Annotated in this window: 20 protein-coding genes; 11 read left to right on the top strand and 9 right to left on the bottom strand. The window is 53.3% G+C overall.

Going from position 1 to position 22,028, the window contains the following annotated elements; genetic code table 11:
- Positions 1-51: 51 nt before the first annotated feature.
- From ROA7450_RS15375 to ROA7450_RS21190, 4 genes are all read right to left on the bottom strand, one after another.
- Positions 52-783: a DUF1003 domain-containing protein gene (locus tag ROA7450_RS15375; protein WP_234999550.1), complete on the bottom strand. Its 732-nt coding sequence runs from the start codon at positions 781-783 to the stop codon at positions 52-54.
- 171 nt (positions 784-954) lie between these two features.
- On the bottom strand, positions 955-2,364 hold the full coding sequence (locus ROA7450_RS15370) for an efflux transporter outer membrane subunit (protein WP_085806800.1): 1,410 nt from the start codon (positions 2,362-2,364) through the stop codon (positions 955-957).
- A gap of 19 nt (positions 2,365-2,383) precedes the next feature.
- Positions 2,384-3,529 carry an HlyD family secretion protein gene (locus ROA7450_RS15365; protein WP_085806798.1) on the bottom strand — a complete coding sequence of 382 codons (1,146 nt, stop codon included), beginning with the start codon at positions 3,527-3,529 and terminating at the stop codon, positions 2,384-2,386.
- The gene (locus ROA7450_RS21190) at positions 3,526-3,996 is read right to left on the bottom strand and encodes a DUF3302 domain-containing protein (protein WP_200812972.1); all 471 of its coding nucleotides are present in this window, start codon (positions 3,994-3,996) and stop codon (positions 3,526-3,528) included. Before ROA7450_RS21190 ends, ROA7450_RS15365 begins: the two co-directional genes overlap by 4 nt.
- 158 nt (positions 3,997-4,154) lie before the next feature.
- Between ROA7450_RS21190 and mprF the strand changes: the two genes are divergently transcribed.
- From mprF to cyoD, 7 genes are all read left to right on the top strand, one after another.
- The gene (gene mprF, locus ROA7450_RS15355) at positions 4,155-6,743 is read left to right on the top strand and encodes a bifunctional lysylphosphatidylglycerol flippase/synthetase MprF (protein ID WP_085806797.1); all 2,589 of its coding nucleotides are present in this window, start codon (positions 4,155-4,157) and stop codon (positions 6,741-6,743) included.
- Between the two features lie 84 nt (positions 6,744-6,827).
- On the top strand, positions 6,828-7,073 hold the full coding sequence (locus ROA7450_RS15350) for a DUF202 domain-containing protein (RefSeq protein WP_234999549.1): 246 nt from the start codon (positions 6,828-6,830) through the stop codon (positions 7,071-7,073).
- Between the two features lie 11 nt (positions 7,074-7,084).
- A complete protein-coding gene (locus ROA7450_RS15345; RefSeq protein ID WP_159454067.1) occupies positions 7,085-7,672 on the top strand; it encodes a rhomboid family intramembrane serine protease in 588 nt (195 codons plus the stop codon).
- A gap of 90 nt (positions 7,673-7,762) precedes the next feature.
- Positions 7,763-8,566, top strand: coding sequence for a ubiquinol oxidase subunit II (gene cyoA / locus ROA7450_RS15340; protein WP_085806793.1), 804 nt, complete (start codon positions 7,763-7,765; stop codon positions 8,564-8,566).
- The gene (locus tag ROA7450_RS15335; RefSeq protein WP_234999548.1) at positions 8,563-10,524 is read left to right on the top strand and encodes a cbb3-type cytochrome c oxidase subunit I; all 1,962 of its coding nucleotides are present in this window, start codon (positions 8,563-8,565) and stop codon (positions 10,522-10,524) included. Before cyoA ends, ROA7450_RS15335 begins: the two co-directional genes overlap by 4 nt.
- Positions 10,521-11,108, top strand: a complete 588-nt coding sequence (locus ROA7450_RS15330) for a cytochrome c oxidase subunit 3 (protein WP_085806792.1) — start codon at positions 10,521-10,523, stop codon at positions 11,106-11,108. Before ROA7450_RS15335 ends, ROA7450_RS15330 begins: the two co-directional genes overlap by 4 nt.
- 8 nt (positions 11,109-11,116) lie before the next feature.
- Positions 11,117-11,398 carry a cytochrome o ubiquinol oxidase subunit IV gene (gene cyoD, locus ROA7450_RS15325; RefSeq protein ID WP_234999547.1) on the top strand — a complete coding sequence of 94 codons (282 nt, stop codon included), beginning with the start codon at positions 11,117-11,119 and terminating at the stop codon, positions 11,396-11,398.
- Positions 11,399-11,444: 46 nt separating this feature from the next.
- On the opposite strand, the gene ROA7450_RS15320 is transcribed toward cyoD, so the two are convergent.
- From ROA7450_RS15320 to ROA7450_RS21305, 5 genes are all read right to left on the bottom strand, one after another.
- Positions 11,445-12,311 carry a DMT family transporter gene (locus ROA7450_RS15320; protein WP_085806789.1) on the bottom strand — a complete coding sequence of 289 codons (867 nt, stop codon included), beginning with the start codon at positions 12,309-12,311 and terminating at the stop codon, positions 11,445-11,447.
- A gap of 28 nt (positions 12,312-12,339) precedes the next feature.
- Positions 12,340-12,933 carry an HdeD family acid-resistance protein gene (locus ROA7450_RS15315; RefSeq protein ID WP_085806787.1) on the bottom strand — a complete coding sequence of 198 codons (594 nt, stop codon included), beginning with the start codon at positions 12,931-12,933 and terminating at the stop codon, positions 12,340-12,342.
- Positions 12,934-13,136: 203 nt separating this feature from the next.
- A complete protein-coding gene (locus ROA7450_RS15310) occupies positions 13,137-13,778 on the bottom strand; it encodes a MarC family protein (RefSeq protein ID WP_085806786.1) in 642 nt (213 codons plus the stop codon).
- A gap of 86 nt (positions 13,779-13,864) precedes the next feature.
- Positions 13,865-14,446: a disulfide bond formation protein B gene (locus ROA7450_RS15305; protein ID WP_234999546.1), complete on the bottom strand. Its 582-nt coding sequence runs from the start codon at positions 14,444-14,446 to the stop codon at positions 13,865-13,867.
- 10 nt (positions 14,447-14,456) lie between these two features.
- The gene (locus tag ROA7450_RS21305; protein WP_268808476.1) at positions 14,457-14,603 is read right to left on the bottom strand and encodes a DUF5993 family protein; all 147 of its coding nucleotides are present in this window, start codon (positions 14,601-14,603) and stop codon (positions 14,457-14,459) included.
- A 311-nt stretch (positions 14,604-14,914) separates the two neighbouring features.
- On the opposite strand from ROA7450_RS21305, the gene ROA7450_RS15300 reads away from it, so the two are divergent.
- From ROA7450_RS15300 to ROA7450_RS15285, 4 genes are all read left to right on the top strand, one after another.
- Complete coding sequence (locus ROA7450_RS15300; RefSeq protein WP_085806785.1) at positions 14,915-15,802, top strand: AEC family transporter; 888 nt, start codon at positions 14,915-14,917, stop codon at positions 15,800-15,802.
- 130 nt (positions 15,803-15,932) lie between these two features.
- A complete protein-coding gene (locus ROA7450_RS15295) occupies positions 15,933-17,138 on the top strand; it encodes a cytochrome P450 (protein WP_143534485.1) in 1,206 nt (401 codons plus the stop codon).
- A 76-nt stretch (positions 17,139-17,214) separates the two neighbouring features.
- Positions 17,215-18,705 carry a Y-family DNA polymerase gene (locus ROA7450_RS15290; RefSeq protein WP_085806782.1) on the top strand — a complete coding sequence of 497 codons (1,491 nt, stop codon included), beginning with the start codon at positions 17,215-17,217 and terminating at the stop codon, positions 18,703-18,705.
- Complete coding sequence (locus ROA7450_RS15285) at positions 18,702-22,007, top strand: error-prone DNA polymerase (protein ID WP_085806781.1); 3,306 nt, start codon at positions 18,702-18,704, stop codon at positions 22,005-22,007. Before ROA7450_RS15290 ends, ROA7450_RS15285 begins: the two co-directional genes overlap by 4 nt.
- The last annotated feature ends 21 nt before the right edge of the window (positions 22,008-22,028 follow it).

Raw genomic sequence — 22,028 nt, 5'->3', positions numbered from 1 at the left:
GTTTGCGCCTGTTCCCCGTTAACTTCCTTTGGATCGCACGCAGTTCACCGATCAGTGCTCATCAAGGCGTTCTTCCAGAAGCTCAATTTGGATTTGCTGCAGTTCGGCGAGCTTCTCCCACTGGCGCGCCAGTTGGTGGTCGATTTTTTCGTGAAGCTGGCGGATCTCAAGTTCAGCTTTCATATTCACGCGATAATCATTCTCTGCACGCAGCCTGTCTTTTGTCTCTTGTCGCCTCTGGCTCATCATAATGACTGGTGCTTGGAAGGCAGCGAGGCTGGACAGCACCAAATTCAGTAAGATGAAAGGGTAGGGGTCGAAAGGAGCCTTTAAGAGACCGACAACATTTACTGCCATCCATAAGATCAAAACAGACGCGAAGATCCCGATGAAAGTCCAGCTGCCGCCAAATTCGGCAACTTTGTCTGCGGTGCGCCCCCCAAAAGTGGACCTTTCTTCCAACTCGCTTTCCGGATTGCGCGAAACCAGCTGGCCTGAATGTAGGCTGTCAATGACCTGATGTTCCAGGTCGCCCAACTCTCCTCGCTCTTCCTCAAGCAATTGCTCAACGTATTGTCGGCGATATTCTGCAAGATCGTTGTGGCAAATGACGCAACCGTTTTGCCATCCTGTAACCCTTTCGGCGATCAGTTCTGACACGCCGGGACGGACGGAAATCCATGGCCTTACTTGCGACGCGCTAAAAGATCCTTTGCAAACATGGCAAATGAGTCCATCACCTATAGATTTTTCGTCCTTTTCTGGCATTTTCGGTTTCTCCATGCGTCGTATTCTAGTCGTGCATGATGTGAAACAAATCTCAACACAAAAGGCTGTCCTATGCCGCGATGTTACATCGTTAGGTCAGAAACCACCCTGATTTGTAAGGCTAAAGCCAGTGATCGAATTTTGGATTTGATTACTGCTTTTTCGCCAGAGTGGTGAGTGATTGTTCTAAAAACTTTCACCGAGCGCCATATAGAGCAACACACGGTTGTTCAGCAGATCGGCGCGGGTTTGGATGACATCCACATCGCGTTCGATCTGAAATTGCTGAAGGAACAAAAGCCCCGTCATGTCGATCGTGCCTTGAATGTATCTGTCATTCGCCAGTTCAAGCGCCTCGGATGAATCTTGATAGGCTTCCACCCGATGAGACAGTTCGTGACGCAGTACTTTTTCATTGGCCAATGCGGTTTCGACCTCGTTGAATGCTTCAAGTACGGTTTGACCATATTCGGCAACTGCAGCACGTTGTTTGGCTGACATACGAACCACGTTTGCCTCGATTGCCCCGCCAGCAAATATTGGCTGCAGCAGGCTGATGCCAACTCTGAAGAAGTCTGGGTTCGCTCCGATCAGCGCCAAATCGGGGTCAAACAAGGTTCCCCCCGCAGCGCTTAGCGTGATTCCAGGTAAACGCGTGAGCTTTGCTTCTTCGGATTTGTAGAACGCGGAAATCACCTTGTTACGGGCTGCGGAAATGTCCGGCCGACGGTCCAACAACGAAAGAGGTAAACCCGAGGGTGGAAGTGACGAAGGCATCCGAGGGTAATTTGAGGCTGGTGTTAGTTTGAGGCTGGGATACCGGCCCAACAGGACTTCAAGAGTGCCGATTGCCTGGTTCTGCGACGTCTGAATACTGCTTGTAGCAGCCTTTGCTGCAGCAAGACGAGAGCGGGCTTGAACCACATCGAAGTCCGAAACTTGCCCAGCCGCTTCTTTTTCGTTCGTGAGCTCCAGCAGCTCGGCGTAATTTCTCTCTGCAGCACGACTAACCGCAATCAATCGTTTCAACTCGATATTGGCAATCCAGGTTCGTGCGATCGTTGCAGCAATCGATTGTTGCAAATACCGCGCGTCATCGGCGGCCGCACGGGCGAGGGCGGCAGTCGATCCTTGGCCTGCCCGCAGTTTGCCCCAAACATCCAATTCCCAGGATGCCGCAACTATCGCGCCATTCGTGGTTCTGTTGGTGCTGCGATTTCCCCTGAGATTGAAAAGCTCCGAGTTTTGACTACCGGCTTCCACTCCAACTTGGGGTAACAACGGTGCGCCAGCAATCACTGCCGCTTGCATAGCCGCCTCAACGCGGGCGGCCGCCGCGACAAGGTCACGATTGTTTTGCAAGCCTTCTTGCACCAGCTTAGTCATGTTTGGATCGCGAAAAGTCGCCACCCAGTTGCCCTTAACTGCGGTTGTTGGGACACCGGAGGCCGACCATTTTGATGGAACTGTCGTGCTGGCAGGCAGCGCTTCTTGAAGCAACTCATCATCGGATGGCGGCGTTGCAAGTTCACAGCCCAAGAGTATCGTCAGCGCCAAGCACGCGCTGATCATCCTGCCGAAATTGCCTCGTTTCATGTTGTCTCCCAAACTGAGATTAAATCGGCAGCGGATAGACCCAACGGGCCCAAGTGTAGGTGCGCAAAGAAATCTGTCCGATCCAGGTGAACGGGCTATCGCTGGTCAGGATCAGGGTTGCCCCACCGACCCCGATGCCCATGGGGACATCCGGATCATCAAGTGTGATTTTTACCGGTAGCCGCGGTTCAGTATGAATCGGGATATCTGGAAAGACTGGGAGTCGGCCAGATGGCAAAAACTGGCCACGTCGGCTTGCGTACCAAATTTCGTCGACTTTGCCAGTAAAGTGCTTTCCCGGATGCGTGTTCAATGCGATCACGACCGGTTGGCCAACACGTACGTTCCGCAAGTTCTCTTGCCGGTAAGCCGCTAGCAGGTACGGATCTTCATCGACGATCAAGGATGCTATGGCCCCGACACGCAACGTCCCCGCAACCATTCCTTCCTGAACTTGCAAATTGTAGATGATACCATCCTTGGGTGCGCGCATTTCTGTCTGGCCAAGGTAATACAGTGCCTGCGACAGTTCCGCTTCGGCCTGAATCACGGTCGTGTTTACACCATCAATCTGCGACGCATAGGCAAGTTCAGCGCGTTTTTGAGATTCTTGTGCTTCAGCTAATGAAGCTTCGGCAGAAGTTACACGCGTCGTCCATTCATCGGCAGATTCTTGTGACCCAGCACGTTGAGCTGCGAGGTTGGTAAACCGTTCTTGCTGTACCAGCGCAAAATCGAGTTCGGCCTGAGCGCGCGCAACACTATCTTTGGCGATCGCAATATCGGCTTCAAGAATTTTCGCATTCTGTTCGGCTGCAACCACTGCGGCTTGCGCAGAATCCACCTGCGCTTGATAGATCTCTTGGTCAAAGACAAACAGCAGGTCGCCCTTTTTGACAGGCGTATTTTCCCGGGCCAGAACTTCGGTAACAAGCGTCGGTTCGGGCAAACGCGGGATCAGCTGTATAGTTTGACGCACGACCCGTACGTTACTGGTGAATGGCGACTGCATGCGGGTCCCGACCAAGGGCACGATAAGCAGGTGCAAAATGAAAAAGGCTGACACAAGGCCCCAAGCGGGAGTGAAACGAAGCCATTTGAATTTGAAAAACACGAGCCAGACAAACGCCACATACAGCAGCGTTATGGCGACAACTCCCATCATGTTTCAGACCTCGGGGCATCTTTCGACTCTGAATTTTCTGTCACCGCCTGATCGTCAGGTTCTGGTGGATCTTCCTTCCCGTAAGCCGTTTTTTTCAAACGTGCGATGTCACGCTTGATTGCTTCGGCCTCCTCGTCAGGGAAGCGGCGAATATCAACCACATCTGTCGGCTTGAAGGCCCAGATAAAAGCATTGATCCACGGTATGATGGCAAGGAAACCAACCCAGCCCATCGTGTACACTGCTTCAGCTTCAGGATGGTTGCGTGCGACAGCAATACGTCCGGGTAAGCCTAGTATCCAAGCAAAAGCGGCAAGCCCCCCGAACACACAAGTCATCCCACAAAGAAGTGTGATGACATCCCAAAAATAATAGGAATTGTGAAGCGCGGCCCAACCGCTATCGGCATTCTCCATGTCTATCCTCGACAGTTCAATTTGAACTTTCCCGACGCGCTGATTTTTCACCGGCCTTCAGTCATGCGTTTTCCGGTGCACAATAGCCGTTTCTATAATTGTCTGGACTCAAAGCCGATTCGTCCAGTAATTATTGTAACTTAAGGTATAGCTTCAATATTTTGGACGACCACGGCGAGCCAAATCAGACCTAGTTGAGGAGCCCCTGAATGGCCGACACCGAAAAGGGTACGTTTTTAGACCGTTTAGTGCGGATCATTGAAAGCCCCGTCTTCCGGATCGTTGTTCCTCTGATAATCGTGGCAATTTCAATTCTGGTTCTGCACAAGCTCGCATCCGAAGCGCATTGGAGCGACATTAAAACCGATATCGCGGATAGCCCATGGACAACACTGGCCGCCGCCTTGATGTGGACGTCAGTGAGTTTCCTCGCACTTGCGTCCTATGACATTCTAGCGGTTCGTACTGTCGCCCGAGAACTCATTCCAAGCTGGGTGGCTGGACTTGCTGGGAGTAGCGGCTCGGCTATCTCCAACCTCCTCGGATTTTCGTATTTGACGGGGACCGCCGTGCGCTATCGCGTGTATGCTGCGCTTGGGTTGGATCTGGGTCGGGTGGCCGGTGTGCTTGCAACGTCGTGGGTCGGGTTCTGGATGGGGCTGACGCTGATCCTAGGTGTTCTGCTCACCATGCATCCGCAGAACCTGTCCACTGTTCTTCCATTGGACAACACCTCGGAAACGATCATTGGTGTTGCGGCTTTGATCGGCCTTCTGATTATATTTTTATGGCTGGCGCGCGGCGGCCGCCGGTTCTCTTTCGGTGGTTTGGAATTCGACTTGCCGAATGGCAAGCTCGCAGGTGCCTTAACCGTCGCGGGCATGGTCGATCTTGGTGCCGCAGCGATGACACTCTATGTGCTCATGCCGGCCGACCTAGTGCAGAACTTTCCGTATTTCTTTGTCATATATGTGGGCGCGATTGCTTTCGGCATTTTAAGTCATGCGCCGGGGGGACTGGGTGTCTTTGAAGCCACAATTATTGCGGGGCTAAGCGCATCAGGGCGTTCGGATGTGTTGGCGGCTTTGCTGATGTACAGAGCGATATATACGTTGTTGCCGTTTTTGCTCGCGGTGGCTGGGCTGGGCATCGCGTGGGTTATCACGGCGCGTCGGTCCGTGACCAAAACGGCAACGTTGATTTATAATCTGACGCGGCCTTTCATTCCTTTTGCTACGGCTGGCATTGCATTGCTTGCGGGCACTATTTTGCTGATCTCGGGTAACTTACCCGCAGACACGGCCCGTCTTGGGATTTTGCGCGACCTTGTCCCGCTTTCGTTCATCGAGGCCTCTCATATGGTCGGCAGCATCGTCGGCTTGCTGCTTATTGTTATTTCGCGTGGGCTTTTCCGAAAACTTTACCGCGCCTGGGTGATCGCGATGATCCTCATGGTGATCGGAATTGCCGTGTCACTGATCAAAGGATTGGATTGGGAAGAGGCACTTGGTATGCTGATGAGCATCGGTTTGCTAGCACTTTTCCGCTCTGCCTTTTACCGGGCAGAGAGCGCATCTGTTTTCCGGTTGAATGGCACATGGATCGTCAGCCTGATCACGCTCTTAGCTGCAATCACCTGGATCGGAGCCTTATCATACAGCAATGTCGAGTATCGCGACGATCTATGGTGGGATTTTGCCTGGCACGGCGATGCGTCGCGTTTTTTGCGTGCCAGTCTGATCGTGGCCTTTTTGTTGGCGGCAATCTCATTGGATTCTGTGCTGTCCAACAGGCACACTCCAAAGAGAGGCGAGCCGATCCCGGATGTCGTGCGGGAATTGGTTGCGCAAAGTGAAGACACCGAAGCCAATATGGCCCTGATCGGAGACAAGTCCTTTTTGATCTCGCACGATGGAAAGGCATTCATCTCTTACGTCGATACTGGAAAATCGCTCATAACCAAGGGGGAACCGGTAGGCGCAGAAGAGCAGGGTCGTGATCTGATTTGGGAGATTCGCGAACAAGCCGACCGGGAAGGCAAACGTTGCGCCTTCTACGCGGTCTCACCCCGTTACCTGCCAACATATCTAGACCTTGGCCTGTCAATCATGAAGATCGGTGAGGTGGCACGCGCTGATCTGAAAGATTTCTCGCTTCAGGGGTCTTCGAAAAAGGGCTTCCGCCAGGCGCGCAACCGGGCCGAGAGGGAAGGGTATACCTTTGAAGTCATTCCGAAAGAAAACCTTGGGCCGGTCTTACCTAAACTCAAGTCAATATCGGATAGCTGGTTGGCTTCGAAACAGGGCGAGGAAAAGAGCTTTGCGCTTGGTGGGTTTGAAGAAGACTACATCTCAAATTTCGATCATGCAGTCTTGCGCGGTCCTGATGGTGAGATTATGGCCTTTGCCAACTTGTTCCAAAGCGGCAACAAATACGAGTTGTCTCTCGATTTGATGCGCTACAATACTGACGGGCCAAGCTTTGCAATGGATGCGCTTTTTGCTGAAATGATGCTTTGGGGCGCGGATCAAGGTTTCCGCTGGTTTTCATTGGGCTCTGCGCCATTTTCGGGCATCGACAATCGTCAACTCGCCTCTTTCTGGAACCGTGTTGGTGGCTTTGTTTATGAACACGGTGAACAGTTCTATCATTTCGAAGGGCTGCGCAGCTTTAAACAGAAGTTCAACCCTGTCTGGGAGCCGAATTATTTGGCCAGCCCTGGCGGGTTCGCTGTTCCAAGCATCCTGTACGAAGTGAACGTTCTGGTGTCTGGCGGAATTCGCGGTTTGATGAAGTGAGGGATTTAGATGATTTCAAACTTTAACGACCACTCCTCCAACGAGCGTACATTTTTGGCCTGGGTCCGAACCGCCATTGCGATCATGGGCTTTGGCTTGGCCGCAGCGCGCCTAAGCGATCAAAAGGTGAATGTAACAACTGAATTATTGATGTTGGCATCGGGCGGGTTGGTCATTCTCTTTGCTTATATTCGGATGCGCCATTTGCGAAGACTAATCATAAAATCTGATGAGATTGATCAAGATTATCTGCCAAAAGATACATTCTTATTTGCGTTGATTGCGTCGCTCGCGCTGCTTTTGGGCGTGTTCGCCTTCCATGTTCTCTAGGCCTTGCCATGATGTCCCGAATACCATTCACTCTATTGTTTCTGACGATCATGGTCGTCGCGAATGCATTCGCAGGAACGCTAAGCGGCGCTATTTCTGATAGCGCATTATCTGGTTGGGGCATCAGTCACCTTAGTATCCGGCAAGGCGAACTTTACCGCTTGCTCACGGGGACATTTCTTTCACACGATTTCGGCATGTTCCTGCGGCAAATGGTGTTCGCTGCGACAGTCATTGGAATGTTTGAATGGACCGCAGGGACACGGCGAACGTTTGCAATGTTTCTGTCGATAGACGTCATCGGAACATTGCTGGTTCTCTTTGTCATCCTGCCAATCCTTGTTCAAGTTCATCCGTCTATAAATGCGGAGGCACTCTCAATCTATGACGTGGGAATGTCTGCGGGTGGATTTGGCCTCATTGGCGCATTGGTTGCCCAATGGAAACATCGCTGGATTTACTTGATCGCGATATACTTGGCGATTTTCGCCAAGGTTTGGATAAGTTTCGACATCATCGCGGACACCGCACATATCCTTTGTCTCTTCTTGGGTTTCGCGCTGCAAACAGCGATCAGCGGTTACGCAACCAGACGTTAACCTGCACAATAAACAAACTATCGTAGACTATTGGAAAATATGCAGTAATATCCCGTTAAACGCGATTGAGAAGTGAGTTTACGCGGATCAATGAAGCAAGTTGTAACCGGACCAATTGCCGAGGCAGAAAATGCCTTGATGTGGCAGGCTTTCAGTCTGATGCTTGTGGTTGTGGTTCCGGTAATCTTGCTGACCTTGTTTGTTGCTTGGCGCTACAGGGCCGCTGGTGGTCAGGGTGCTTACAAACCGGATTGGGATCGTTCCCGCATTATTGAAATTACCGTCTGGGGTATTCCCATTGTAATGATCGGGATCCTTGCGACCTGGGTCTGGGATAGAACCCATGCACTTGATCCTTACAAGCAACTTCCTGGCGCTGAGCCGCTGCGTATTGAAGCTATTGCCCTCGATTGGAAGTGGCTGTTCATCTACCCCGATTTGAACATCGCAACAGTCAATCAGGTGGCGTTCCCGGTTGAACAACCTCTTTCGTTTCGGATCACGTCAGAGGTGGCCATGAATTCCTTTATGATCCCCGCGCTTGGTGGTCAGATCTACGCGATGGCAGGGATGGAAACTCAGCTGAACCTGCAAGCCAATGAGATTGGCGCCATGCAGGGGCGGAACATGCAATTTTCCGGTGACGGTTTTTCGGACCAAACGTTCGAGGCGTTATCGATGTCCCAAATTGATTTTGAAGCATGGGTCAATAAAGTCAGATCAGGGGATAGCGCTCTCGATCAAGCGTCTTTCGCAGAACTCAGCAAGCCAAGCATTGACGCGCCCATTGCCTATTTTTCGACAGTTCCGCAGGACTTCTTTTCAAGGCGTGTCGCACATTTCATGGGTATGGAGCATGAACATGCCGGGCACTCGGACGGGGGAGACAAATGACCGAAAACGTCTCACTTCTGTTTGGGCGCTTGGGGCCGGATGCGCTGCCGTTTTATAGCTGGGTCGCGTTCAGCGGGGCGCTGGTGACATTGGCGGGTGGCCTTGGGTTTCTCATCCTGGTGACGTGGCTGGGACAGTGGCGCGCGTTGTGGACCGGATGGCTCACCTCGGTGGATCACAAGCGCATCGGGATCATGTACATCGTGCTGGCCTTGATCATGCTGGTGCGCGGTTTTGTCGATGCGATCATGATGCGTTTGCAACAAGCGATGGCTTTGAACAGCGACGGCTACCTGCCGCCAGAGCATTTTGAACAGATATTCAGCAGCCATGGCACGATCATGATTTTCTTCATGGCTATGCCATTTATGACCGGTTTGCTGAATTACATCATCCCCCTACAGATCGGCTCGCGTGATGTGGCCTTCCCGGTGTTGAACGCGATCAGCTTTTGGCTCACGGCGGCCGGTGCAGGCTTGATGCTGATCTCATTGGTCATCGGGCGGTTTTCGACGGCCGGATGGACGGGATACCCGCCATATTCCGGTGTTGAATTTACGCCTGGCGTCGGCGTGGATTATTGGATTTGGTCAATTCTTATCAGTGGTGTTGGTACCACGATGACCGGGATCAATTTTATTGTCACCATTCTGCGCAAACGAGCTCCGGGTATGTTGCTGATGCGGATGCCCATGTTCACCTGGACGGGTCTTTGCTCCAGCGTTTTGATCATTTTCGCGTTTCCGGCCCTCACCGTTTCAACGGTGATGCTGGCGTTGGATCGCACACTGGGAATGCATTTTTTTACGAATGATTCCGGCGGCAATATGATGAACTATATGAACCTGTTTTGGATCTGGGGGCATCCAGAGGTTTACATTCTGGTCCTGCCTGCATTTGGTATTTTCTCAGAAGTCGTTGCCACATTCTCGTCCAAGCGATTGTTCGGATATCCTTCGCTGGTTTACGCGACAACCGTGATTGCGATTTTGTCCTTTACCGTCTGGCTGCATCATTTTTTCACAATGGGCGCGGGTGCGAACGTCAATGCGATTTTCGGCATTGCTACTATGGTCATTGCGGTCCCGACAGGTGTGAAAGTTTTCGACTGGCTGTTCACGATGTTTCGCGGACGCATAAGGTTTGAGCCGCCAATGAAATTCACAATCGGCTTCATGTGCCTTTTCGTCATTGGCGGGATGAGTGGCGTGCTGCTGGCAATCCCGCCGATCAACTACTCGACCCACAACACCACATTCCTGGTTGCTCATTTCCACAACATGATCATTCCCGGCGTGCTCTTTGGGTATTTGGCCGGCTACATGTACTGGTTTCCAAAGGCTTTTGGATTCCAGCTGGATAGAAAATGGGGCTCTCGCTCATTCTGGTTTTGGCTGGTTGGGTTCCTGCTGGCCTTCATGCCGCTTTACGCTTTGGGACTGATGGGAATGCCCCGCCGGATGGAAACCTATGGAAACCCTGAATGGCAGCCCTTGCTAATCGTCGCCTTTATCGGTGCGTGTCTGATCCTGTTGGGGATCGTATCGCTGGTTATGCAGCTTTGGGTGAGTATTAAGCAGCGCGATGCATTGAAGGACACAACGGGAGATCCATGGGATGGCCGTACTTTGGAATGGTCGATCCCGTCACCTCCACCAGTCTGGAATTTCGATAGCGTACCGGTCGTAACCGCCCGGGATGCCTTTCACGAATCCAAGATCACCGGTGTCGTTCTCTCTGTTGCACCAGAAGAAGAGCCGCTTCTCATCCCGCGTAATTCCACCGTTGGGCCAATCATAGGGGCTGCAGGCTTTTGCGTAGGTTTTGGTGCCGTCTGGTTCATTTGGTGGTTGATGTTTGCTGGGCTGGCACTGGCGATTGCGGCTATCATCGGGCGCTCGTTCTTTGATGACACCGAAGTCGAAGTCTTTCCCGGCGAGGGGGCAGAGTCGATATGATCGCAGCATCTGACAAGGTCGAAGAACAGATCGACGAGGAAACCGAATTCGGTTTCTGGCTCTACCTCATGAGCGATGCAGTGTTGTTCAGCCTCCTCTTTGGAACCTTCGCGGTCATGTCATCAAATTTGGCTGGGGGGCCTGGCGGCTCTGCGCTGTTTGATATGAAGAATTTGGCAACGCAAACCGCCCTGCTTTTGGTCAGTAGCCTGACAATCGCACTGGCCCATCATGCGGCTCACACTGGCCATTTGGCGCGCACTTTGGGTTGGCTGGTTGTCACATGCCTGCTTGGCGCTGGTTTCCTGGGGCTAGAGATCAAGGAGCTATCTGGTTTCGTCGCGCAAGATGCCGGACCAGGTCGCAGCGGATATCTTTCCGCATTTTTCACGCTGGTTGGGACGCACGGTCTGCACGTTACGGCGGGTTTGATTTGGGCCATGACCTTGATCGCGCAGTTCCTGATCAAAGGAATAGGCCTGCGCATGACGTCGCGCCTGTATCGCCTTACGCTTTTTTGGCACTTTCTTGATATCGTGTGGATCGGAGTATTTTCACTTGTTTACCTACCGGAGTTTTTGTGATGCGGGAAATGCGCACCATTTTGACAGGGTTTGCTCTGGCCGTCATTCTAACGGTTCTGCCTTTTGTTGCTGTCATTGGCCAATGGTTGCCGCGTGAAGGGACCCTGTGGCTCATCGCGATCACTGCGGTGGTGCAGATAACGGTTCACCTGTACTTTTTCCTCGGCGTCGAGATTACCGGCAAGCATCGCGAACGTCTAAGCTCTCTGCTCTTTGCCTGTGTTCTGATCTTTATCATGGTCGGCGGAACGCTGTGGGTCATGGGGAATTTGTACTGGCGTATGATGTGACCAGAGGCGCAATTGTTATTGCGTGCCGTCAGACACTCTGACGCAATCAATCTACTCTTTTTTTCGCTTGGGTCGTTAAGAATATTCCGGCCACGATCATTGTGGCTCCGACAGCCTGAAGCAGGACAATGGATTCGTGCAAAAAGATCGCAGCGTTCATGAATGTGACCACGACCGACAAGGCAAACAGCAAGGTGGCAGTCATGGTAGAAAGGACTGCTGCAGCTTCGTACCAGAAATAATATGATAGGGCGGTTGCCAGAATACCGAGCATCGAAAGAGGTAGAATGTCACCGGCAGTCGGAACCGACATGTTGATCAGCGCGATTGGCGTCAACAACACCGCGGTGACGCTGAAGATACCAAACAAAAAATTCAAACGCTCGCCAGTGGATTGCGAAGCCTGCATGGCGAGGCTTGATGCGATCAGAAAAACCGCCCAGGTAATGCCAGCCCCAACCTCCATGATGTCTCCGGTCAAGCGCGCACCACCCTGCGCGAGATCTGGGTAAACGATGAGGGCAACACCAACCACAGCGAGCACTGTTGCGCCTACCTCGAGCCAGCTGACAGGGGTGCGAAAAAATACAAACAAGAACAAAAGTGCGAAGAATGGTGCTGTGTTTTCAAGTACCATGGCACTTGCCGCAGTCGTTCGTTCGAGCCCCAAATGAAACAGGATGTAATTTACGAAAGTCGCGCCAGTCGCGAGCCAGAAGTATTTGCTGTGTTTCGGAATTGAAATTGGCTGCCGCAACACCTTCAAGACGATGAACAACGTTGTCGCGGCAATGTACAAACGCATCGCTGCGATTTGAATCGCGTCCAAGTCGCCAGTCAGAAACTGCACAATTACGCTGTGCGTTCCCCATAAGAAGGCGGCAGCGAAACCCAGCAATAGTCCGCGGGTCAAGACGTGACCTTTGCAAGCTGATTAAATCTCACAAGATATTCCGCACCTGTTTGAAGCTGGACGCCAGATAAAACATTACTCCGGAAGTCACTAACGCCATAATCGCGAGCGTCCATCCCAGTGCGACGGGTCCAGTACCGGGCCAGAATACCAGTACCAACCCAAACAACACTGCTAAGAGGCCGGTATTTCGCGAATTATCTCTTCCTGGGTACGCCTTGGGCATCTGCCACCATGACAACAGGTAGCCGGCCCCCATCATCAGTGCCCACAAACCCAGCAGCATAAATGCCAACTTTATAGATGCCGCTGGCAATAGCATGAGCACAAGTCCCAAAATCGCCGTGATAAGTGACGGTAGGAGCCCTGCAAATTGTCCTCCCGCACGTTTGAGTGCCAAGAAATTTATCGCGCCGTCGAGGAGTAGAATAAATCCAAATATCCTCAGCATGAAGGACACACTGCCGGACGGCCAAAACAGGGCAATCAAACCCAGAATGAGGAAAACGATACCTCTTACTAGGTAAGACCATCGCAGGCTGCTCAAGCGTTCTCCGAATTCTATTTCAGCATGTTGCGCCATTGTAGGTCGGCTCTCGTTTGGGTCTATATCCTGGTCCATTCCACCGTCCTGCTTTGTTAAGTCTCAATTGCATTATCAACGGATACTTAACCAAACCGATGAAAAAATCCAATAAAACAAGTTGCTAGAAGAAATTGGCTCAAAGTTCCGCCAAGATACATTTGGCGCAGTCATCGATTAAATCTGCGCACCAAAGCTGAGGGGCCACATTAAGAAATCGTAACTGAGATCTCAATTGCAGCTCATAGTGTACCCGTTTTTATAATTTCAATAAACGCAGAGAGCACTGCATCTGCGGCCACAGAGGCAAGGATCATTCCCATCACGCGGCTGATAACAGCGGCGCCAGAGTTGCCGATTAGATGAATGATCGGTCCGGCCAGCAGCATAAATACATATGCAATGAGTAACACCACACCCATAACCGCAGCCGTGATGGCTTGATCACCAATCGAGACGCTATGATTGTCAGTCAAGAGTACGATTGCGAGCATTGCGCCTGGAGATGCAAGCGAGGGGACGGCGAGTGGGAACACTGCGGGTGACGGGCGATCCGCTGCTCTGAGTTCCGCATCGGCTTCGACTAGGCGTTTGTCAGTCTCTTGTTTTGACTCGCCAAAAATCATGGTGAGAGCAAAAAGAAATAACACAATACCGCCTGCGATTTGGAATGAAAGCAAGCCAATGCCAAGTGCATCGATAAGGAGTTGGCCGAGCACAAGGAAGAAGAGCAGAACACTTGCACTCACCAATGTTGCGACAAGTGCCGTCCTGCGCCGTGCGTTTGCTGTCATTCCTGCTGTGACAGCAATAAATACAGGGATGGTTCCAATCGGATCGATAACCACCCAGAGCGTTACAAATCGTTCAAGTAGCAACTTTATACCACCAATGGGATATACAGAGGTTGCGATCTCGTGAGATTATTTCCATCGAATTCATGCGGTGAAACCTTTTCTAAAGATCAATTCTACTCACTTTTCTCAAGCTCATCCAAAAACTTGTAGTCCGTTGGCGGGTCGTCACAAATTCCGGGGCCGCATTCCAACAGAGTAGAGACCGCGTTCGCGATGCCGAGAAAGAGCATCAAGATAAAGGCAAACTTGGCTAGTGAACTTCCGCCGAAGCGTTCTGAATGACTTAAGACATCGTCCTTTTCATACTGGTTCTCAGAAAGCATCATGATCGATGTGCCCAAGATTATCAGGAAAAAGCAAATCCCAGCCCAAGTGTAGTAATGTAATCCCATAACGGGAGAGCCATAATGTCCGGTGCCCGGAACAATATGCAAAAGGATCTGTCTGATTGATACGCAGCCACCAGATATTGCAGCGATCAACACAAGCGCGTAATGCCGAGGCCGCGGACCATAAAGCAAGTTAAGCCCCAAACCAAAACCCACGGCGACAAAACCAACCCGTTGAAGCAAACACAAAGGGCAAGGCAGCTCGTACAGCAGAAACTGATAGAAGTACGCACCTATTAGAACAAGGGAAACCGCCAGCATACCCAAGGCGTTTAGCGTTCTGGACGTTTCCAATGACATTGTCATAACGCTTCTCCTAAAGCTGGATCGTCAATGGCGAGGTCGCGTGGAATTTCAACCAATAAACACTCAATACAATACTCACAGCGAATACTGCATAAGCAAATTTTTGCATTCCGAAATAGCTGAGCAACATGGCCAAAGAAAGCAGTGCAAAAAGCATCGCGATCATTTCTTTTCCTCCCGCCTAACATTGTTTCAACGTTTTTAGCTGGTGTAATCACATTGGCGTGTGTCTTCACACATCGCAAGCTTTGTTTCAGGTCAAACAATTCCCTAAAATCGAACATCTCGCCTTTTAAGGAGCCTTAACCTGCTAACCCAAGTCGCGATTTTGTAATCAAAATTTCCGATATTAGGTGACAGGCTGTTTCCTTCCCGATTATCCTCACTCCAAGGAAGAAGCGTTGAGGGCATGTTAACCGAATTTGCCGCCAAGGCTTGCTCGCGTGATCTGTGGGAAAGGGCGGTGGAATGGAAAGCTGGTTTCTCCACGTGTTTAACGTGATCCTTCCAGTTCTGCTGTGCGCTGGCATCGGCTATTTATTAGCAATTAAGAAAGCGCCTTTTGATCACGCGGTTATTGGTAGTCTCGTTAAAAATGTTGGTTATCCAACGCTGATCATTTCTCATTTATCGTCAACCAAGATTGAGCTTGAGAGCTTCTTGTCGATGTTGGCGGCAAGCGTGGCAGCCATTGCGATGTTCGGTGTTCTAGGGTTGGTGGCACTTAAGTTCCTTCGCCTCCCTGTCCGGGCGTTTTTAACCCCCTTGATGCACGGCAACGTCGGCAACATCGGCTTGCCAATCACGCTTTTGGCGCTTGGCAATGCTGGCATGGCTTATTCGATGGGTTTTGTCGTGGCCGTTTTAGTCAGCATCTTTACGATTGGCATGTGGATCCCAACTGGAAAGTTCTCGTTGCGAGACATAATGACCTCGCCCATCATCTTCTCTGTTGCCCTATCGTTGATCCTTTTGTCGACTGGCAAAGCACTCCCCACACCGCTGGATAAGGCATTTGACATCTTAGGCGGCATGTCGATCCCGTTGATGTTGTTAACCTTGGGCCATACGTTGGCGACGCTGAAAATTGGAACGCTTAGCAGGGCAGCCGTTCTTACGGTATTGCATCTGGGAATGGCTGCTATCATTGCTTTTGCCGTCACCCGGATGTTTGGTCTTACTGGGGTTGAGCGCAGTGCCTTCATCCTGTGCTGCTTTATGCCATCTTCGGTTGCAACCTATCTGTTCATTGAGCAGAACACGCCTGAGCATGCCCCTGACGTGGCTGGGTTCATTCTGATCTCAACGCTTTCAACCATCGTGATCTTGCCTTTGGTTTTATCATTTTGGATCTGAAACCGGTATTCAGGAGAAACCTTTCCCGTTATGGCACCACTTTGTTGCCCGAACTGACAGAACCTGCCTATGATGCTCATAAGTCGGAATAATTTAAGTCGAGTTGCTAAACCACAGACAGGGGGCGCCCGTGAAAGCATCCGAGATCATGAGCCTGAGCATTCAGCAATACCCATACGAAACGTATAAGCAACAACGTGAGATCGCACCGCTTGCATGGGACGATTCCGTGAATGCCTGGGCGGCTTACAAGTTTGCGGACATTTCGAAAGTGCTGAAGTCAAAAGAGTTCTCGGCAGAACGGGTTAGCCGCGCCCGACATCGTTATAAACCAGAGTTCCAGCCTGTATTCGATATCATTGCCCGGATTATGATTCAGGTAGACGACCCCGTTCATCGTCACCTGCGCGATGCAACTCATGCCGCATTCACTCGTACGGCAGTGGTCGAATACGAAGCGGACATACGGGAGCGTTGTAAGCGGTTGTTGAAGCCAGGACTGGAGCGCGGTGAAATCGAGTTTATGAGTGAATTCTCGGTTCCTTTGCCGTTGCTCGTGATTGCAAAAATCGTTGGTGTCCCAAGTGAGGACCTTCAGCAGATCAAGGAATGGTGTGATGCTTATTCTTGGATCATTCTCAAGTTTTACACGCATATCGATGATGCCGATCTAGAGGTTCGCAGCAAACAGGTCATGGATTTCGTTCACTACCTGGATGAAAAGGTCGAAGCTGCCCTGAAATCCCCGAAAGAAGATCTGCTAAGCAGTCTTGCCCTTGCCGCAAGGGATCAGGGGATCCTCACACGTGAGCAAGTTACGGCAAACCTGATGATCCTTTTGAACGCGGGAAACGAAACTACCACCTGTGTGCTGGGCAATGGGGTGCGATTGCTGCTTGAACATCCGGATCAACGGCAATTGCTGAAAGATGATCCTTCGCTCATCCCAAATGCAATCGAAGAGATCATGCGCTTTGAAACGCCAGTCACAATCTCTGGACGGATCGCGACAACAGATCTGGAACTGGGAGGGCAGACAATACACCAAGAAGAGCTTGTCTTGATGTTCTTGGCGTCCGGCAACCGCGATCCTGAGAGATTTGAGAACCCAGACAAATTCGATGTGACACGCACGCGCAATCATCATCTCAGTTTTGGAACTGGCACCCATCTATGTGCCGGAATTCAATTGGCGCGGTTTGAGGCAAAAGTCGCGTTCGAATTTCTGCTTCCATATCTTGATAGGTTCGAATTACTAGAAACTACAGTGACCTGGGCCGATAACTTAAACCTCCGCGGTCCAAAGCACATGAACTTGAGGATCCATAAAGCGTGAAGTGGTTGTCATAGTCACTCGACTCTGATGCGTCGATCTTTTATTTAGAACAAATCAGGAACATTATGTGAGTGATATGTTCGATGGGACCCGCATAAAGCCCGCCCGGCGGATCGTCTCGCTGTGGTTTCCCCGCCTGTCCAGTGACCGGTTTCTCCGGGTGCGCCCGGTGGATGGGCCGTTTGTTCTGACGCTGAAAGAAAGCAACGCCAATCGCATTTATTGCTTGAATGTTGAGGCCGAAAAGCAAGGGCTTCACCAAAGCATGTCCTTTGCCGATGCGCGGGCGTTCTGCCCTCTGGTGTTAAGTCAGCCGGCCGACATTCCTGCGGATGAGCGGTTTTTGCTGGCCTTGCGACGCTGGGCCTCGCGCTATTGTCCCTGGGTTGGGCTGGAGGGGCGCGATGGGCTGACGCTGGATGTGACCGGATCGGTGCATCTGTTTGGCGACGAGCCCCGGATGCTATCAGACATGCGACAACGCCTGATGCGGGCCGGGCTGACTGCCCGGATCGGTGTGGCAAAAACACGAGGGGCGGCCTGGGCCTTTGCGCATTACGGCGAGGAGGCCTGCCCGGAAGGGCCGTTGGAGGAGGCATTGGCCCCCTTGCCGGTGGCGGCCCTGCGTCTGGAGCGCAAGACGGACATTGCCCTGCAGCGGCTGGGCCTGCGCAGCATTGGCGACCTGATTGCGACAGAGCGTGCGCCGCTGACGCGCCGATTTGGCCCGGGGCTGGTGATGCGTCTGGATCAGGCGCTTGGCGCACAGCCAGAAGAGGTCACACCGCTGGCCGACCCGCCGCATTACGCCGTGCGCATGACCTTGCCGGAACCCATTGGCCTGAGTGCAGATGTGATGGCGGGTACTGAACGGTTGCTGGGGCCGCTGTGCGACAAGCTAACCGCCAATGGGGTTGGGGCGCGGGTGCTGATGCTGTCCTTGCGGCGGGTGGATCATGCTGCGCAGCAGGTCGAACTGCGTCTGGCACGGCCCTTGAATAACCCGGCCCGCATCCTGCCTCTGTTTGAACGGGGGGTGACTGCGGCAGATGCCGGTTTTGGCATTGATCAACTGCGTCTGAGCGCCCTGCAGGTGGAGACGCTGCCAGTGCAGCAGATCAGTCATGTCTCTTCGGGTGGCAAGGACCAACTGGAAGACTTGATCACCCGGCTGGGCACGCGCATCGGGCTGGAAAATATCCAGCGGTTTTTGCCCGCCGACAGCCATATCCCCGAACGTAGTTTCCTGATCGCTCCAGCAGCGTTTTCCGAGCCCGGCGGGCCATGGATCAGCCTGTTGCCGCGCCCGCTGCGCTTATTCCCCCCGGAACCCATTGCCGGCCAAGGCCCGCAACCGCCCCGGCAGTTTCGCTGGCGGCGTATGCGGCTGCGCACGGGGCGGGCCACGGGGCCAGAACGCATTGCACCCGAATGGTGGCTGAGTGATGAAAACTGGCGCTCGGGCGTGCGCGATTACTGGCGGATCGAGACGCGCGAGGGACGCAGGCTTTGGCTGTTTTATACGCCGCAAAACCCCGGCTGGTTTGTGCAGGGAGAGTTTGCATGAGCTACGCGGAACTGTGTGTCACCAGCAACTTCACCTTTCTGACCGGGGCGTCACACCCCGAAGAACTGGTGACGCGCGCCGCTGAACTGGGGCTGTCGGCAGTGGCTATCACCGACCGCAATTCCTTGGCCGGGGTGGTACGGGCGTGGAGTGCGTTAAAAGAGCTGAAGCGCGAGGCGGATGAGGCTATCAAGATCCGCTCACAACAGCGCACTGATCCGTCTTCGCGCCAAGAGGTGAGTGGTGCGGAACCGTTGCCCACTGCCGATGTTGTCTCATTGCCCAAGCTGATTGTTGGCTGCCGGTTGGTGCTGCGCGATAGCTCTGTAGAGTGGGTGGCACTGCCGCAGAACCGCGCGGCCTATCAACGGTTGACCCGGCTTTTGACGCTGGGCAAGCGCAAGGCAGAGAAAGGTGAATGCCACCTCGACCAGCGTGACTTGCTGGATCATGGAACAGGGATGATCCTGATCGCCTTGCCACGTGATTTGCGACAGGCGCGCGCTCACATCGGGTATATTCAACGCCGGTTTCCAGGGCAGGTCTTTTTGGGTGCTGCGCCACGTTATGACGGCAGCGATCAGGAGTATTTCAGCGCTTGCGCGGATTTGGCCCTGCGCTGCTCAACCCCGATGGTGGCGGTGGGGGATGTGCTGATGCATCACGGTAAACGTCGGCAATTGGCCGATGTTCTGACCTGCATGCGCCATCATATCGCTATTGATCAGATCGGGACCCGTGCGCTGCCCAATGCCGAGCGTCGCCTGAAGGGGCATGTTGATATGGCGCGGTTGTTTCGCCATCATCCGGCGGCGCTAAAACGTACGGTCGAGATTGCGGCACGTTGCAGTTTTGACCTTTCAGAACTCAGCTATGAATACCCGGATGAGATTGCAGATGGCGAAAGCCCGATGGCGCGGTTGGAGCGTCTGGCGCGAGAGGGGCTTGCGCGCCGTTATCCCCAAGGAGCCACGCAAAAAGCCAAGGACCAGCTAGAAAAAGAGCTCAGCTTAGTCGCCAAGCTGAACTTTCCGGCCTATTTTCTGACCGTTCATGACATCGTGCACTACGCGCGATCCCAAGACATCTTGTGTCAGGGCAGGGGGTCAGCCGCCAATTCGATCATCTGCTATCTGCTGGGTATCACCGATGTCAGCCCCGAGGTGATCACCATGGTGGTGGAACGTTTCGTCTCGGAATACCGGGGCGAGCCACCGGATATCGACGTCGATTTCGAACATGAACGCCGCGAAGAGGTGATCCAGTGGATTTATGAACGCTATGGCCGCCATCGTGCCGGGCTCTGCGCCACGGTGATCCATTTTCGCTCCCGCGCCGCGATCCGCGAGGTCGGCAAGGTGATGGGCCTGTCGCAGGATGTGACCGCGGGGTTGTCCGGTCAGATCTGGGGGTATTCCAACGGCGGAGCCGATCCCACCCGCATGCGCGAGCTGGGGCTGGACCCCGAGGACCGCCGCCTGTCGCAAACCATCCACCTGATTGGTGAGATCATCGGCTTTCCGCGCCATCTGTCGCAGCATGTCGGCGGTTTTGTCATTACCAAGGGGCGGCTGGACGAGCTGTGCCCGATTGAGAACGCGGCGATGGACGATCGCACGCTGATTGAATGGGACAAGGATGACATTGATGCGCTGGGGATTCTCAAGGTCGATGTGCTCAGTCTGGGCATGCTCACCTGTATCCGCAAAAGCTTTGATCTGCTGGACCTGCACGAGGGGCAAGACCTGAGCATCGCCACCGTGCCGCAAGAGGATACGCCCACCTATGACATGCTGTGCCGCGCCGATGCCGTGGGGGTGTTTCAGGTCGAAAGTCGGGCACAGATGAACTTTTTGCCGCGGATGAAACCGCGCGAATTCTATGATCTGGTGATCGAGGTAGCAATTGTACGCCCGGGCCCCATTCAAGGTGGGATGGTGCACCCCTATATCAACCGGCGTCAGGGGCGCGAAGAGATAACTTTTCCCTCCAAAGAGTTAAGCGAGGTGCTGGGTAAAACCCTTGGCGTGCCGCTGTTTCAGGAACAGGCGATGCAGATCGCCGTGGTCGGCGCAGGTTTCACCCCGGAAGAGGCCGACCGGCTGCGCAGGTCTTTGGCCACCTTTCGCAAGATGGGCACCATCGGCACCTTTCGGGACAGATTCATCAAAGGCATGCTGGAGCGTAATTATACCCCGGAATTTGCCAGCCAGTGTTTTAGCCAGATCGAAGGTTTTGGCGACTATGGTTTTCCCGAAAGCCACGCGGCGGCCTTTGCCATGCTGGCCTATGTCTCGGCCTGGTTGAAGTGCCATCATCCAGCGGTGTTTGCCTGCGCGCTGCTCAATTCCCAGCCCATGGGGTTTTATGCCCCGGCCCAGATCGTGCGCGATGCCCGCGAACATCAGGTCGAGGTGCGCCCCATCTGTGTCAATGCCAGCACATGGGACAACACGCTGGAGCGTCGCGCCGATGGGGCACTGGCCCTGCGGCTGGGGTTTCGCCAGATCAAGGGCTTTCGCGAAGAGGACGCCGGTTGGATCGAAGCGGCACGCGGCAACGGCTATCAGGACCCGGAGACTGTTTGGCTGCGGGCAGGGGTTGCGCCTGGGGTGCTGGAGCGGCTGGCCGAGGCCGATGCCTTTATCGGCATGGGGCTGACCCGCCGGGATGCGCTGTGGCAGGTGAAAGCCATCCGCAGCCCGGAGCCTTTGCCGTTGTTCAATGACCCGATTGATGGCGAAAGCATCTATGAGCCCGACGTGCAGCTACCCACCATGCATCTGGGGGAGGAAGTGGTTGAAGATTACGTCTCAACCCGCCTGACATTGCGCGCTCATCCAATGGAGTTGCTGCGCCCGGCGATGCCTGGTCTGACGCCACATGATCAGTTGCAACACGTGCCCTTGGGGCGGGCCAGCGTCTGCGGATTGGTGATCACCCGGCAACGGCCCGGAACGGCTTCGGGCGTGATTTTTCTGACGCTTGAGGATGAAACAGGCGTCTCAAACGTGGTGGTCTGGCCTAAGGTTTATGAACAGTTTCGCCGGTCTGTCATGGGTGGGCGTTTATTAAGGGTCACGGGCTATCTACAGCGTGAAGGTATCGTCGTACATCTGATTGCCCAGAATGTCGAAGACCTGTCTTATCGCCTGACCGATCTGGGTCACCCGATGGACGACGCCATCGGCATTACCCAACCCCAAGCCGACGACGCCCCACGCCCGCAACGCCATCCGCCCCGGGCCAGACACCCCCGAGAGCAGGCCAAACGTCTGTTTCCCAGCCGGGACTTTCATTAACCTCCAATGCAATTCAATTTT

The sequence above is a fragment of the Roseovarius albus genome (genome assembly GCF_900172335.1).
GTDB classification, from domain to species: Bacteria; Pseudomonadota; Alphaproteobacteria; order Rhodobacterales; family Rhodobacteraceae; genus Roseovarius; species Roseovarius albus.
This window is presented reverse-complemented; position numbering and strand designations above follow the sequence as displayed.

What these genes read in the sequence shown, in the direction of transcription:
- cyoA (WP_085806793.1), top strand. Translation starts at nt 7,763, where the DNA reads ATGAAGCAAGTTGTAACCGGACCAATTGCCGAGGCAGAAAATGCCTTG.
- ROA7450_RS15315 (WP_085806787.1), bottom strand. Translation starts at nt 12,933, where the DNA reads ATGGACCAGGATATAGACCCAAACGAGAGCCGACCTACAATGGCGCAA.
- ROA7450_RS15285 (WP_085806781.1), top strand. Translation starts at nt 18,702, where the DNA reads ATGAGCTACGCGGAACTGTGTGTCACCAGCAACTTCACCTTTCTGACC.
- ROA7450_RS15350 (WP_234999549.1), top strand. Translation starts at nt 6,828, where the DNA reads ATGGGCTTTGGCTTGGCCGCAGCGCGCCTAAGCGATCAAAAGGTGAAT.
- ROA7450_RS15290 (WP_085806782.1), top strand. Translation starts at nt 17,215, where the DNA reads ATGTTCGATGGGACCCGCATAAAGCCCGCCCGGCGGATCGTCTCGCTG.
- ROA7450_RS15375 (WP_234999550.1), bottom strand. Translation starts at nt 783, where the DNA reads ATGGAGAAACCGAAAATGCCAGAAAAGGACGAAAAATCTATAGGTGAT.
- ROA7450_RS15370 (WP_085806800.1), bottom strand. Translation starts at nt 2,364, where the DNA reads ATGAAACGAGGCAATTTCGGCAGGATGATCAGCGCGTGCTTGGCGCTG.
- mprF (WP_085806797.1), top strand. Translation starts at nt 4,155, where the DNA reads ATGGCCGACACCGAAAAGGGTACGTTTTTAGACCGTTTAGTGCGGATC.
- ROA7450_RS15330 (WP_085806792.1), top strand. Translation starts at nt 10,521, where the DNA reads ATGATCGCAGCATCTGACAAGGTCGAAGAACAGATCGACGAGGAAACC.
- ROA7450_RS15365 (WP_085806798.1), bottom strand. Translation starts at nt 3,529, where the DNA reads ATGATGGGAGTTGTCGCCATAACGCTGCTGTATGTGGCGTTTGTCTGG.
- ROA7450_RS21305 (WP_268808476.1), bottom strand. Translation starts at nt 14,603, where the DNA reads ATGCTTTTTGCACTGCTTTCTTTGGCCATGTTGCTCAGCTATTTCGGA.
- ROA7450_RS15345 (WP_159454067.1), top strand. Translation starts at nt 7,085, where the DNA reads ATGTCCCGAATACCATTCACTCTATTGTTTCTGACGATCATGGTCGTC.
- cyoD (WP_234999547.1), top strand. Translation starts at nt 11,117, where the DNA reads ATGCGCACCATTTTGACAGGGTTTGCTCTGGCCGTCATTCTAACGGTT.
- ROA7450_RS15300 (WP_085806785.1), top strand. Translation starts at nt 14,915, where the DNA reads ATGGAAAGCTGGTTTCTCCACGTGTTTAACGTGATCCTTCCAGTTCTG.
- ROA7450_RS15305 (WP_234999546.1), bottom strand. Translation starts at nt 14,446, where the DNA reads ATGACAATGTCATTGGAAACGTCCAGAACGCTAAACGCCTTGGGTATG.
- ROA7450_RS15335 (WP_234999548.1), top strand. Translation starts at nt 8,563, where the DNA reads ATGACCGAAAACGTCTCACTTCTGTTTGGGCGCTTGGGGCCGGATGCG.